The organism is Rhizobium sp. 10N414 (genome assembly GCF_056394785.1).
Genome location: NZ_JBFTIN010000010.1, coordinates 74,682 through 87,193 on the forward strand (window position 1 = coordinate 74,682; position 12,512 = coordinate 87,193).

The following is a 12,512-nucleotide window of genomic DNA, read 5'->3' on the forward strand; positions in this document are numbered from 1 at the left end:
CGAAGCGTTAAGCCTCCCGTCGGCGTGGAGACCGCGCCATCAGCCGTGCATAGGCAATGGCCGAGAGCATATTCACGTGGTTGGCCTTGCCCGTGCCGGCAATATCGAAGGCCGTCCCATGGTCGACCGACACGCGATCGATCGGCAAGCCGAGCGACACGTTGACCGCCGTGTCGAAGGCAATGAGCTTGATCGGGATATGGCCCTGATCGTGATACTGCGCGATGACGAGATCGAAGGCGCCGTTATAGGCACGGGCAAAGACCGTATCCGCCGAGATCGGACCAACGACATCGATCCCCTTCGCCTGCGCCAGCTCGACGGCCGGGGCCAGGAACTCGGTATCCTCTGTGCCAAACAGACCGTTTTCGCCGCAGTGCGGATTGAGGCCGGCGACCGCAATGCGCGCCTTCTTGCCAAGGCGCATGAAGTGGTTGTGGCCTGCCTCGATCGTCGCCAGCACGCGCTCGGTCTTCGCGCGCTCGATCGCGCCCTTCAGCGAAATATGGGTAGAGACATGGATGGTGTTCAGCCGCTCCGAGGCGAGCAGCATGAACGAGCTCTTCGAACCTGTGAGATGCGCCAGCAAGCCGGTGTGACCATCATAATGGTGGCCAGCAAGGTTCATTGCTTCCTTATTGATCGGCGCGGTGACGATGACATCGGCGTCGCCCGACATCGCAAGATCGACCGCGCGGCTGATGTAGCGAACCGAGGCATCGCCCGCTACAGGGCTGACCTTGCCGATCTCCGGTAACGGTGCGCCGAGGTCCACCTCATCGACGGCAATCTTGCCGGCGCCCGCTGCATCCGCCGGCGCAAAGGAAAGTCCGGTTGTTGCCGCGCGATTGGCGCGCTCGAGCGCTTCCGTGTTGCCGACAATGACGAAATCACGCCGCTCCTGTTCCGGCATCGTGGCGAGCGCCTTGACGATCACCTCGGGGCCGACGCCCGCCGGATCGCCGAGCGTCACGGCGACTTTCGCATTTCTGTCCATCACTCACGGTCCTCTTTGAATGGAAACGCGCCTTAGAAGGCGGCTTCGTAGATCGAGCGGATATCGGCGCGCGACAGATCGCGCGGATTATTGTCGAGCAGGCGGCGGATGGCAAAGGCATCCTCGGCCATCGCATCCAGATCGCTTTCCGGAACGCCGAGGCCGGAGAGTTTCATCTCAATGCCGAGTTCGGCGCAGAACGAGTAGGCGGCATGGAACACCGACGCGATCTCGTCGGAGGTCCTGCGGCCAAGGGCGTCCATGACAGCACGGGTCTTTTCGGGCACGGCGGGAGTGTTGAATGCGAGAACATGCGGAAAGATCAGGGCGTTTGCCGCGCCATGCGCGACATGCCAGCGTGTACCGAGCGGATAGGCGAGTGCATGGCCGCCAGCCGTATTGACCGGGCCAAGACAGAAGCCGCCATACAGCGAGGCAAGCGACAGGCCCGCACGCGCCTCGGCGTCGGATCCGTCCTTGACCGCCCGCGCGAGATACTTTCCGACCAACCGCGTACCCTCGATGGCGTAGAGATCAATCATCGGATGCGCCTTGCGATTGGTGAATGCCTCGACACAGTGTGCCATGGCGTCGACACCCGTCGCCGCGGTCGTGCGCGCAGGCACGCTGAAGGTAAGCGCCGGGTCGACAACCGCGATATCGGCCAACATGTGCATGCTTTCGACGGCGAGCTTCGCCATCGTCTTCGGGTCGGTGACCAGAGCTCTGATGCCGGCCTCGCTTCCCGTGCCTGATGTGGTCGGCACCTGCGCGAGAGCAACGCGGCGCGGTCCGTTGACCTTGTTCGGTCCGACGACTTCATGAAGCGTTTGCGATGAGCCGGCGAGAACAGCTGCGAGCTTGGCAAGATCCATGGCGCTCCCGCCGCCGAAGCCGACGACAAGCTGCGCATCCGCCGCGTTCGCCGCCGCCAGCACCTTGTCGAGATTGGTAATGTCAGGCTCGGGCGTCACATCGGCAAACACCGTGACTTCACCCTTGAGCGCAAGCACATCGACGCGCGTCGCATTGAAGGCGTCGGAAATGACGAGAGTCCGGCGATAGCACTTCTCGCTCGCCCACTTGCCGAGCCGCCCCGCCGTACCGACACCGAACTCGATCAGATGCGGCCGAACGATTGTGATAGGCGAATCCAAGCTAACCACTGGACCAGTCCTCCCCTGCAAGTGCTAGCGACACATCAGGTCGCACAAGATGTAAATTTGTTATACAATGATCCCGTACTTGGCAAGCGACACATTCGATAGTGTCGAAATAAAATGCGTTTCTCCTCGAGATCATCGCAGGGAAGAAAACACATTATACAAGCCAACATATTGAAATTTATTACAATACTGAAGCGATGCGTCGCTTGGCAGGCGCCGAGAGCGCCCGCACTGGATCGTCGGAAGAAGGGCGCAAAAGTTGTCAAAACAAGCACCCAATTCGACGCGTTTAGTGCTCCGATGAGCCGCGTCGGATCGATGAGGTTCACAACTGACAACCTGTGAAGGCGTCAGGCAATCGCATCTGCCGAAAGCCGGACGTATTTGATGGCTCGGCGATAGTAGGTATAGGCGATGTGCACAGTGCCATCAGGCCCCTGGACAACCGAAGGGTAGGAAAACTCGCGATTCACCGAGTCCTTCGAGTTGTTGCTCAGGCAATATCCATCGCCGGTATCGAGGTCGATACGACGTGGGAAGCTTGCGCCGCCGTCGTTGGAGAAGGCGAGGCTGAGCGGCGCACGGGGAACTCCCCAGACGGCCTTGCGGCGCTCGATCGCCGGCGCCGACACCGCCTTGATCTCATCGTCACCTTCGATCTCATCGTAAAGCGACTGTCGCCGAGCGTCCGACATCGACGCATTGGAATGGTTATAAACCATTGCTATCACGCCGTTTTTGAGCTTTGTCGCCTGAATTGACGAGTTGTTGTTCGGGAGATCGATCGGCTGCGGCGCACTCCAATGCTCACCACCATCACTCGAGCGACTGCACAAGACGGATTCGGCGAACCTATTTCGATAGAAGGCGACAAGGTTGCCATCGTCGGTCGGAACGATGTTCATATGGACCGCCCCAATGCTGTCAGGGACCTCGGTCATAGCCCAGCTCTCGCCTTGGTCGCGGGAGATCAGCACGCCTGCCGTATCCACGTCGCCAGTCCAGCGCTCGCCGCGCAATCCGATGCAGCGAAAGACCGGCAGGAGCCAGGCGCCGCCCTCGTTGACGACGATTGGTTGGCGAACGAAGGTGCCTGGGATGTCGCAGAGAAGGCGGACCTCTCCGAAGGTTTTGCCACCGTCCTCGGAAGTCCGACATTTGACAACAGAACCATCCTGATTGCCCGAGGTCTGCGAGGTGTAAAGCAGCCAGACCCTTTGATCAGGAGCCGTGAAAATCAGTGGATTCTGCTCGGATTTGGTGGGATCGTCGGACATTTTCTCCGGCTGCGACCAAACATCGGCATCCGAGGCAAGCCGCGACATGTAAATGGAAATGTCGCCCATACCCTCCATCGTGCCGCCAAACCAAACGCAGGTGAGTGTCCCGTCAGGCAGAAAGGCGAGGTTGGCGGCATGGTTCTGGATGCAAGGGGAGGGCAGATAGGCATCTGCGCGCCCCATTTCGTTCGCGTTCGCGACGATCTCTCCGGTCATCAGTGCCGGAACGGCCTCGGCTGGCAAAGCTGTGGAACTCATGGTCGCGCTCCCTACGGCAGCTTGGCATAGGCTTCGGAAAGCGCGACGTAGTCGGCATCGCTGATCGGCATCAGCGGCGCACGCGTGCGCTTCCAGGCAGCGTTGCCGGTCTTCAGCCCGACCATGGCCTTGATGGTCGGGATCTGCACGTAGGAATTGGAAAGCGTTCTATAGGCGTTGATGCGAGCCTGGGCGGCCTCGACGGCGCCGGCCTGCGTCTCGTCATGCACCTTGTCGTAAACGGTTCGCAGCGAATTCGCGACGAGATTGGAGGTTGCCGTGATGCAGCCCGCACCTCCGGCCTTCAGCAGTGGCAAGAGCAGCGGATCGGCGCCCGCCAGCACGGAGAAGCCCGGATAAGCCGCGATGATCGCCTGCATGTTATTGAAATCGCCGGCCGATTCCTTGATACCGACGACCGTGTCGGGGAAGTCTTTTATCAGTCGGCCGATCAGCGGAATCGAAAGCGGAACGCCCGAGACCTGCGGGATGTGATAGAGAATGACCTGCAACCGCGCGTCGGCGATCTTTTCCAGGACCTGCGAGTAGGCAGCGAACAATCCGTCGTCGGAAACTCCCTTGTAGTAGAAGGGCGGCAGCATCACGACCTTCGTCACGCCGAGCGAAAGGGCGTGCTTGGTCAATTCGACGGTTTCAGGAATGGCGACGACGCCCGTCCCCGGGAGCAGCCTGTCGGCCGGCACGCCCGCCTTGAGCGCTGCCTCGAGAATTGCACGGCGCTCGCTGGAGGAGAAGGAGTTTGCTTCCCCCGTCGTGCCCAGCAGGGCGATGCCGTGGCAACCTTCCTGCAACAGTCGCTGGCAGTGCTCGGTGAAAAGGCTGAGATCCGGGCTGCCATCCGCATTGAGTGGCGTCGCGGCCGCGCTAAATACGCCTGTAATCTTGTGATTGCTCATATCGTCCTCCTCGGATGAACGCCGCGAAAAAGGCGGCAGCGACCGGAAATCCGGCCCGCAAGATGGCGTTTTCTTCATCCCCTGAACCTTTGTTGTCAATATGACAATACGGAGAGCTTCGATTGTGATTTTTTAACATATTGAAAAAATTACAGAAAATATTTCGATCTTTTTGACGCAAGCGCCATCGATTAATTTGTATTGACATATTTACATTATCGCGCGAGTGTCTGCGCCATGTCGTGACGCACTTTCGGGAACAGAGTGAAAGTGGTGCCGTCACTGATTTTGCCATGGGAGGACACGATGACTGATCGGAATGAAGGGAATATTGCGCAGAAAGCGCAGGTGTCGCGTCGCGACGCGTTGAAGCTTGGCCTCGCCGCCGGCGTCGGCCTCACAATCTTCGGCATGAATGCTCGCATCGTGCTGGCCGATGACGGTCAGGTGTTGAAGGTTGCCAATCCGGCCTTCAACCAGGATTGGTCGCCGCTGCGCGGCGGCGGCGTTCCGTTCCGCTGGAATTCGATCTGGTGGGCCTCGCCGATGTATTTCGACAGCGAAGGCAAGATCAAGCCATACGTCTTCACCAGTTGGGAGTCGACCGACAACAAGGTCTGGACCTTCAAGATCGATCCCAAGGCTGTCTTCTCGGATGGCAGCAAGATCACCTCGGCTGATGTCAAGGGATCCTGGGAAGTGGCCTCCATGCCCAACACCAAGAGCCAGCGTGCCGACCAGGTACTGAGCAAGGTTCAGGGTTACAAGGAAATCGGCGCCGGTTCCGGCAACGAGCTGACGGGCGTCGCCACGCCTGACGAAGGCACCGTCGTCGTGACGCTGGCGGAAGCCGACCCGATCTTCTTCATGCGCCTTGCCAACCATATCGCACCGATCACCAAGGCCGCGCAGTCTCGTGGTAGTGACGGCGAGGAAGTGGCGGACTGGTACAAGCCCGACAGCAGCGCCGTCTATTCCGGCCCGTTCAAGCTGACGAGCATCGACATCGACGCCGGCAAGCTGGTATTCGAGCCGAACGAGAACTTCTTTGGCCCGAAGCCGAAGCTCGCGCGCATCGAAATCACCTCGATCGAAGACAACGTCACCGCGACGTCGCTCATCAAGTCCGGCGAGTTCAACGCACACACGGAACTGGTCACCTCGACGATTATCCAGGACCTCGGCCCCGAATTCTCCGCCGGTCCGCTGATCCCGACCAGCCAGCACTTCTGGTTCAACGTCACCCGCGCACCGATGGACGATCCGAAGGTTCGCCAGGCATTGATCATGGCAATCGATCGTGACGGCCTCTTCAAGGCTTCCTATCCTGACGGTCCGCACAAGAAGGCCGACCAGATCCTGAATTCCGTTCCCGGCGCCGAAAACTCCGGCTTCGAGCCCTATCCGTACGATCCAGCCGCAGCAAAGAAGCTGCTTGCCGAATCGACCTATGGTGGTCCCGAGCGCCTGCCGAAGATCCTCTTCGTCGGCATTTCCGCCCCAGCTATCGAGGCTGCCGCCCAGTTCATTGCCGAGCAGTGGCGCCAGAACCTTGGCATCACGGCCGTCGACATGAAGCCGCAGCAGGACTCCTATGCCGGTCCGGACCAGAACGCCGTCCAGATCTTCCGCGACGACGTCGGCACTCGTGTTCCCGATGCCGTTTCCTATCTCGCCGGCTGCATCGCCTCGACCTCGTCGAACGCACAGAACAAGCTTGGCGGCTACAAGAACGACAAGGTCGATGCGGCACTTGCCGAAGCGGCGACGAAAGCCGTCGATGATCCGCAGCGCGTCAAGCTCGCCCAGGATGCTCAGAAGGCATTCCGCGACGATTGGGCATTCATTCCGTGGTATTCTCAGGCGATGTCCCGCTGGGCCACCAAAGAGGTCAAGGGAATGGAGAAGAACCTCGACTGGCAGGTCGTGGCGCCCTGGGACATTTCGATCGGCTGAGCCGGCACGAAACTCTGAAACAGATAGCCCTCGGGCATATTAGCAACCGCGCGAAGACCGCAAGGCCTTCGCGCAAGTTTCAAGAAGACATCACATGTCCGCGTTGATGCGGAAGGTGTCTGCCAACCGGTGGGAGATGACCTTGTTACGCTACGTGCTGACCCGGTTTGCCATCTGGATTCCGTCCGTGCTGATCGTGATGCTGGCCGTCTACGCGCTGGCCTTCTACGGCGCCGGCGATCCGATCAAGTTGATCTTTCTGCGCGCACCCGGCGATGTCGCCTACAATCCRCAGCGCATCGAAGCCATCCGCGAAAGTGCCGGCCTGAACAGGCCCTTCATCGAGCAGTTCGCCCTTTACATCTGGAACCTGCTGCATGGCCAGTTCGGCAACTCGCTAACATCCGGCCGCTCGGTCTGGGCAATGGTGTCGGCTGCAGCCCCCGTTTCTTTCAAGCTTGCGCTCTGTTCCATCATCCTGACGACTGTTATCGCCATTCCGCTTGGCATGATCGCCGCGATGAACCAGAACAGCCGCCTCGACTATACGATCCTCGGCAGCGCGCTCTTTCTGTGGGCGATACCGGCCTATGTCGCCGGCCCGCTGCTGATGGTCGGCCTTATCGTGCTGCTGCCGATGGTCAAGGTGCCGTATGGCTGGGGTGGTGTTTTCGATGTGCGCATCCTGTTGCCGCTCATCGTGCTCTCATTTCAGCCGATCGCGCTGATCGTCCGCCAAACACGCGCCGCCGTCATCGAGGTACTGTCTGAAGATTTCGTCCGCACCGCCCGCGCCAAGGGCGTGCCCGAGATGGTCGTAGCGCTGCGCCATATCCTGCGCCCGGTGCTGACGCCCGTCGTGACACAGCTCGGCCTGATCATGATCACCATTGTCAACGGCGCGATCTTCGTGGAGCTCGTCTTCGGTCTTCCCGGCCTCGGTCGCCTGACCGTGCAGGCGCTGACCAATTCCGACTACCCCGTCATTCTGGCGATCACGCTCATCGGATCCTTCCTGGTGATGATCTCGAACCTTCTGGTCGACGTTCTCTATCCGCTGCTTGATCCGCGTGCCAACGATGCAAGAAGGAGCCGCTGACCATGTCCGCCATCCCTCTCTCTCCCGTCGCAGCTCAGGAAGAAGCACCCGTCAGCCTGTGGCGCGACGCCTGGTATCGCCTGAAGCGCAACAAGCTTGCCGTCTTCGGCCTGATCGTCGTGGCAATCCTCGCCTTCACCGCGATCTTTGGCCCGTATCTGACGCCCTACGACTACCTGAGCCAGGATCTACAGGCCCGCAACGCCGTTCCATCGCTGCAACATCTCTTCGGCACCGACGATCTCGGCCGCGACGTGTTCAGCCGAGTCGTCTTCGGCACCCGCACGGCCTTCCTGGTCGCAGTCATTGTCACCGTCATCGCCGTGTTTATCGGCACGATCCTTGGCGCGATCGCTGGCTTCTTCGGCAATCCGTTCGACCGCGTCATCATGTGGCTGACGGACATGACCATGTCGGTGCCGAACCTGCTCCTCGTCGTCGTCATCAATGCATCGCTGAAGTCCCCCATCACCAAATGGATGGAGGCGCAGTATCTGGCGACGCTCAATCCCTTCTATCGCCAGACCATCTGGGTCGACTTCATTCTGGTCTTCGGCTCGATGGCCTTGATCTCCTGGCCGCCCTATGCGCGCCTCGTTCGCGCCCAGGTCCTGTCGATCCGGAGCCGGCCCTACATCACGGCCGCGCAGGCGCTCGGCCTTTCGAACTGGATCATCATGAAACGCTACGTCATTCCGAATGCGCTTGGCCCGTTGATCGTCTCCGTCAGCGCCGGCCTTGGCACTGCGATGGTTCTGGAAAGCGCCTTCAGCTTCCTCGGCATCGGCGTCAACCCGCCGACCCCAAGCTGGGGCAACATGATCTCGGACGGTCTGCGCGTCTGGCAGCACTATCCGCATCTGCTGGCCGCCCCGGCAGCCGTTCTCGGTCTTGCCTCGGTCGCCTTCAGCTTCCTCGGCGATGGCCTCAACGACGCACTCAATCCGCGGGGTTCGAAGTGATGAACACCACCCGATCCAACGAAAAACTCCTCGATGTCCGCGGCCTGACGGTCGAAATCGATGGCAGAAACGGCCCAGCGGTCGTGGTCGATGGCATCGATCTGCACGTCAACAAGGGCGAGACGCTTGGCGTGGTCGGCGAATCCGGCTGTGGCAAGAGCCTGACCATGCTGAGCCTGATGCGGCTTCTGCCGAACAAGATCAGAGTCACCAAGGGATCCGCGAGCTTCGACGGCCACGACCTGCAGAAGATGTCGAACAAGGAACTGCGCAAGGTGCGCGGCGGCGATATCGGCTTCGTCTTCCAAGATCCGATGACCTCGCTTAACCCGGTGATGCGCATCGGCGACCAGATCTGCGAGCCCTTGATCTATCATCGCGGGATGAGGAAGGCCGATGCGCGCGTACGTGCTGTCGAACTGCTACGCCTCGTCGGCATTCCCGGGCCGGAAGAGCGCCTGCAGGCTTATCCGCATGAACTCTCCGGCGGCATGCGCCAACGTGTGATGATCGCGATCGGCCTTGCCTGCAATCCGAAACTGCTGATCGCCGACGAGCCGACGACGGCACTCGACGTCACCATTCAGGCTCAGATCGTCGATCTGGTGAAGGATCTGCGCGCCAAGCTCGGCATGTCGGTTGTCTGGATTACCCACGACCTGGCGCTGATTGCCGGTCTCGTCGATCGTGTCGCCGTGCTTTATGCCGGAACCGTCGTCGAGGATGCACCGGTTGACGAGCTTTATGCCCGCCCCAGCCACCCCTATACGCGCGGTCTGCTCGCCTCGATCCCGAAGCTCTCGGATGCGCCGGCAAGCCGGCTTTCGTCCATCGGCGGGACGCCACCGGAGCCGGGCCGCCGCCCCAAGGGCTGCCCCTTTGCCCCACGCTGTCCGCTGGCGGAAGCCGTCTGCCACGAGCGCGTGCCGAAACTCGAACCGCTATCAGGCGCCGGAAACCACCGCACAGCCTGCTTCGTCGTCCAGAAAATGCAGGAGGCTGCGTGATGGGTGCACAGCCGCTGCTCAAGGTCGAAAACCTCGTCAAGCATTTCCACGTCAAGCTCGGCGCCTTCGGCGAGCGCTCGGCGACCGTCTATGCGCTCGACAACGTCAACCTCGACATCATGGAAGGCGAAACCCTCTCGCTTGTCGGCGAATCCGGCTGCGGCAAGTCGACGACCGGCTTCACTATCCTCAACCTCTACAAGGCGACATCAGGCAAGGTCGTCTACAAGGGCCAGGATCTCGCGACCCTTGATGAAAAACAGATGCGGCCCTTCCGCCGCGACCTGCAGATCGTCTTTCAGGATCCTTATTCGACGCTCAACCCGCGCATGACGATCGGTGAGGCAGTCGGCGAACCGATCCTCTTCCACAAGCTCTGCACCAAAGCGGAGCTCAAGGACAAGATCGCCACCCTGCTGACCGACGTCGGCCTGCCGACGCGCTTTGCGCAGCGCTATCCGCATGAGCTGTCCGGCGGCCAGCGACAGCGCGTCGTCATCGCTCGCGCACTTGCCTGCCAGCCTAAATTCATCGTCTGCGACGAAGCGATCTCGGCGCTCGACGTCTCGATACAGGCGCAGATTATTAATCTCCTGCTCGATCTGCAGGAGAAGTATGGCCTGACTTACCTCTTCATCGCCCACGACCTGGCTGTTGTCCGACATATCAGTACCCGCGTCGGCGTCATGTATCTCGGCCGCCTGGCGGAACTTGCGACGCGCGAGGAGCTGTTCGAGAACCCGCTGCACCCTTACACCAAGGCACTGCTGTCAGCCGTTCCGGAAACCGATCCGGAGCTGGAGCGCACGCGCAAGCGCCAGATCCTGCAGGGCGACGTGCCGAGCCCGCTCAACCCACCGAGCGGCTGCCGCTTCCACTCGCGCTGCCCGATCGCCATGGACGTGTGCAGCAAGGTCGTGCCGGAATGGAAAGAAGCCAAGCCTGGCCATCTCGTCGCCTGCCACGCTGTCAACTCAGGACAGACTGAATGACGCTGAAGGTCGCGATCATCGCTGACGATTTGACCGGCGCGCTCGACACGGGAACCCCCTTTGTCGACGCCGGACTTTCCGTCGCTGTCGCGATCGACGTCGGGGCCATATCGGAAACGCTTGCGACCGGTAGCGAGGTCGTGGTGGTCAACACGGCTTCGAGAGCTCTCCCGGAGGAGGAAGCGGCAGGAAGGGTCAGCGCTGCGGCGAAGGCCCTTCTTGCCGCCTCGCCTCAAATCGTTCTGAAAAAGATCGACTCCCGGCTTAAGGGGAACGTTGCAGCGGAAAGCGCAGCTTTGGCTGCCTCCTTCGGTCACGAGGCAATCGTGGTGGCACCAGCCATTCCCGATCAAGAGCGTTTGACCCGCAACGGTCACGTCGTCGGTCGTGGTGTCGATCGGCCGCTGCCGATTGCCGAGCTTTTTGACGCAAGTGACACCGAGGTGCTGGTCCGCGATGCCGAAACGGACGGCGATCTCGACCAAGTGGTTGAGGCACACGACTGGACGAACGCCCTTGCCGTCGGCGCCCGCGGTATCGGAGCCGCACTTGCCCGCAAGATCGGGCAGCCGAACAGGACAAGCAAAGCGTTTGCCGCATCGAGCCGGACCGTCTTCGCCTTCGGCTCCCGCGACCCGATCACAACAGCACAAATGGCCAGGCTGGAAGGCACCGAATGCCTCGCCGCAACCATTGATGCCCCCATGGGAGCAGTGCCTCCCGAAGCGCGATTTGGCTTGCCGATTCTCCTTCGCTGCACCGGCGAAATCACCAGCGAGGCTGCGACAGTTGCCGACCGCTTCGCGAAAGGCGTAAAATCGGCCATAGAGATGACGCGCCCGGACATGCTGATGGTCGGCGGGGGCGATACGGCGCTCGCGGTTTTCCGCGCGCTCGGCATTCGGGTCCTGAGGCCGCAGGGCGAAATCGAGGCGGGTATTCCGTGGTTCGACGTCGTAACGGCAGACGGCCTGCTTTTCCGTTGCGCGGTGAAGTCCGGGGGCTTCGGTAATTCTGATAGTTTGGTAAGACTGATTGCACAGAATCAGGCGGCATAGGACATGCCGACGGGGAGAGTGAAGGTGGACGAAGGTAGCGGTGTATCGGCGAAAGCCCAGACGGCCTCGGCGGCCAAGCCGGAGCGCGGCAAGGCTGTCAAGCTGGTCGATCGCGTCTTCGACCAATTGCAGGAGCGTATCCGCTCGGGAAACTATCCGCCGGATTCGCGGCTTCCCGGTGAGCATGAGCTTGCATCGATGCTCGGCGTCTCGCGTCCGATCGTGCGCGACGCCTTGGCGCGGTTGCGCGATCAAGGTATCGTCTATGCCCGTCAGGGAGCCGGCACCTTCGTCAGCGCCCACGGTTCGCCGACGACGCAGCTCTCCTATTCTCCGGTGAAGACGATCGCCGACATCCAGCGCTGCTACGAGTTTCGCCTGACGATCGAGCCTGCCGCCGCCTACTTTGCTGCCAAGCGCCGTGACGAGGCGGCGATCCAGAAGATCGCGGCAGCACTCGCCGATCTGCGCGAGGCGACCAGTCACCAGCTTCATCGCACCGACGCCGACTTCACCTTCCATCGGGCCGTCACCGAAGCCGCCAACAACCACTACTACACGGCCTCGATCGACGCCCTGAAGGCTCACATCGCTGTCGGCATGCACCTTCACGGCCTATCGCTCCTTGGTCCGCGTCAGGGCCTCGAGCAGGTCTACGAGGAGCACAACAAGATCTACCTCGCCATCGTCGAAGGACGTGCGGAAGACGCGCGGGCTTTGATGAAGGCGCATCTTGAGGGTTCGCAGAGCCGCCTCTTCGAGGGCCGCGTTCTGGACCTTTCCATGTAGTTACGGCAGTCGGCTTGACAGCTTTGCTGCT

General features: G+C 61.0%; 11 protein-coding genes. 7 read left to right on the top strand and 4 right to left on the bottom strand.

Features of this window, described 5'->3' with window-relative positions; all coding sequences use genetic code 11:
* Positions 1 to 7: 7 nt before the first annotated feature.
* The 4 genes from pdxA to AC1DE4_RS12040 all read right to left on the bottom strand — a co-directional run bounded on the left by pdxA (position 8) and on the right by AC1DE4_RS12040 (position 4,618).
* Positions 8 to 997: a 4-hydroxythreonine-4-phosphate dehydrogenase PdxA gene (gene pdxA, locus AC1DE4_RS12025; RefSeq protein WP_477881488.1), complete on the bottom strand. Its 990-nt coding sequence runs from the start codon at positions 995 to 997 to the stop codon at positions 8 to 10.
* Positions 998 to 1,029: 32 nt separating this feature from the next.
* A complete protein-coding gene (locus tag AC1DE4_RS12030; RefSeq protein ID WP_025658114.1) occupies positions 1,030 to 2,163 on the bottom strand; it encodes an iron-containing alcohol dehydrogenase in 1,134 nt (377 codons plus the stop codon).
* Positions 2,164 to 2,513: 350 nt separating this feature from the next.
* Complete coding sequence (locus tag AC1DE4_RS12035) at positions 2,514 to 3,701, bottom strand: sialidase family protein (protein ID WP_477881435.1); 1,188 nt, start codon at positions 3,699 to 3,701, stop codon at positions 2,514 to 2,516.
* Positions 3,702 to 3,712: 11 nt separating this feature from the next.
* Positions 3,713 to 4,618, bottom strand: a complete 906-nt coding sequence (locus AC1DE4_RS12040; protein WP_477881437.1) for a dihydrodipicolinate synthase family protein — start codon at positions 4,616 to 4,618, stop codon at positions 3,713 to 3,715.
* Between the two features lie 306 nt (positions 4,619 to 4,924).
* Between AC1DE4_RS12040 and AC1DE4_RS12045 the strand changes: the two genes are divergently transcribed.
* From AC1DE4_RS12045 to AC1DE4_RS12075, 7 genes are all read left to right on the top strand, one after another.
* Complete coding sequence (locus tag AC1DE4_RS12045) at positions 4,925 to 6,574, top strand: ABC transporter substrate-binding protein (protein WP_025658111.1); 1,650 nt, start codon at positions 4,925 to 4,927, stop codon at positions 6,572 to 6,574.
* A gap of 142 nt (positions 6,575 to 6,716) precedes the next feature.
* The gene (locus tag AC1DE4_RS12050; RefSeq protein WP_025658110.1) at positions 6,717 to 7,673 is read left to right on the top strand and encodes an ABC transporter permease; all 957 of its coding nucleotides are present in this window, start codon (positions 6,717 to 6,719) and stop codon (positions 7,671 to 7,673) included.
* A 2-nt stretch (positions 7,674 to 7,675) separates the two neighbouring features.
* Positions 7,676 to 8,635 carry an ABC transporter permease gene (locus AC1DE4_RS12055; RefSeq protein ID WP_025658109.1) on the top strand — a complete coding sequence of 320 codons (960 nt, stop codon included), beginning with the start codon at positions 7,676 to 7,678 and terminating at the stop codon, positions 8,633 to 8,635.
* Entirely contained in the window at positions 8,635 to 9,642 is a 1,008-nt protein-coding gene (locus tag AC1DE4_RS12060; RefSeq protein WP_025658108.1) for an ABC transporter ATP-binding protein, read from the top strand. Before AC1DE4_RS12055 ends, AC1DE4_RS12060 begins: the two co-directional genes overlap by 1 nt.
* A complete protein-coding gene (locus tag AC1DE4_RS12065) occupies positions 9,642 to 10,634 on the top strand; it encodes an ABC transporter ATP-binding protein (RefSeq protein WP_025658107.1) in 993 nt (330 codons plus the stop codon). The genes AC1DE4_RS12060 and AC1DE4_RS12065 overlap by 1 nt, the downstream gene beginning before the upstream one ends.
* Positions 10,631 to 11,692, top strand: a complete 1,062-nt coding sequence (locus AC1DE4_RS12070) for a four-carbon acid sugar kinase family protein (RefSeq protein ID WP_025658106.1) — start codon at positions 10,631 to 10,633, stop codon at positions 11,690 to 11,692. Before AC1DE4_RS12065 ends, AC1DE4_RS12070 begins: the two co-directional genes overlap by 4 nt.
* Positions 11,693 to 11,710: 18 nt before the next feature.
* Positions 11,711 to 12,481, top strand: coding sequence for a FadR/GntR family transcriptional regulator (locus AC1DE4_RS12075; RefSeq protein WP_037214695.1), 771 nt, complete (start codon positions 11,711 to 11,713; stop codon positions 12,479 to 12,481).
* Positions 12,482 to 12,512: the final 31 nt, after the last annotated feature.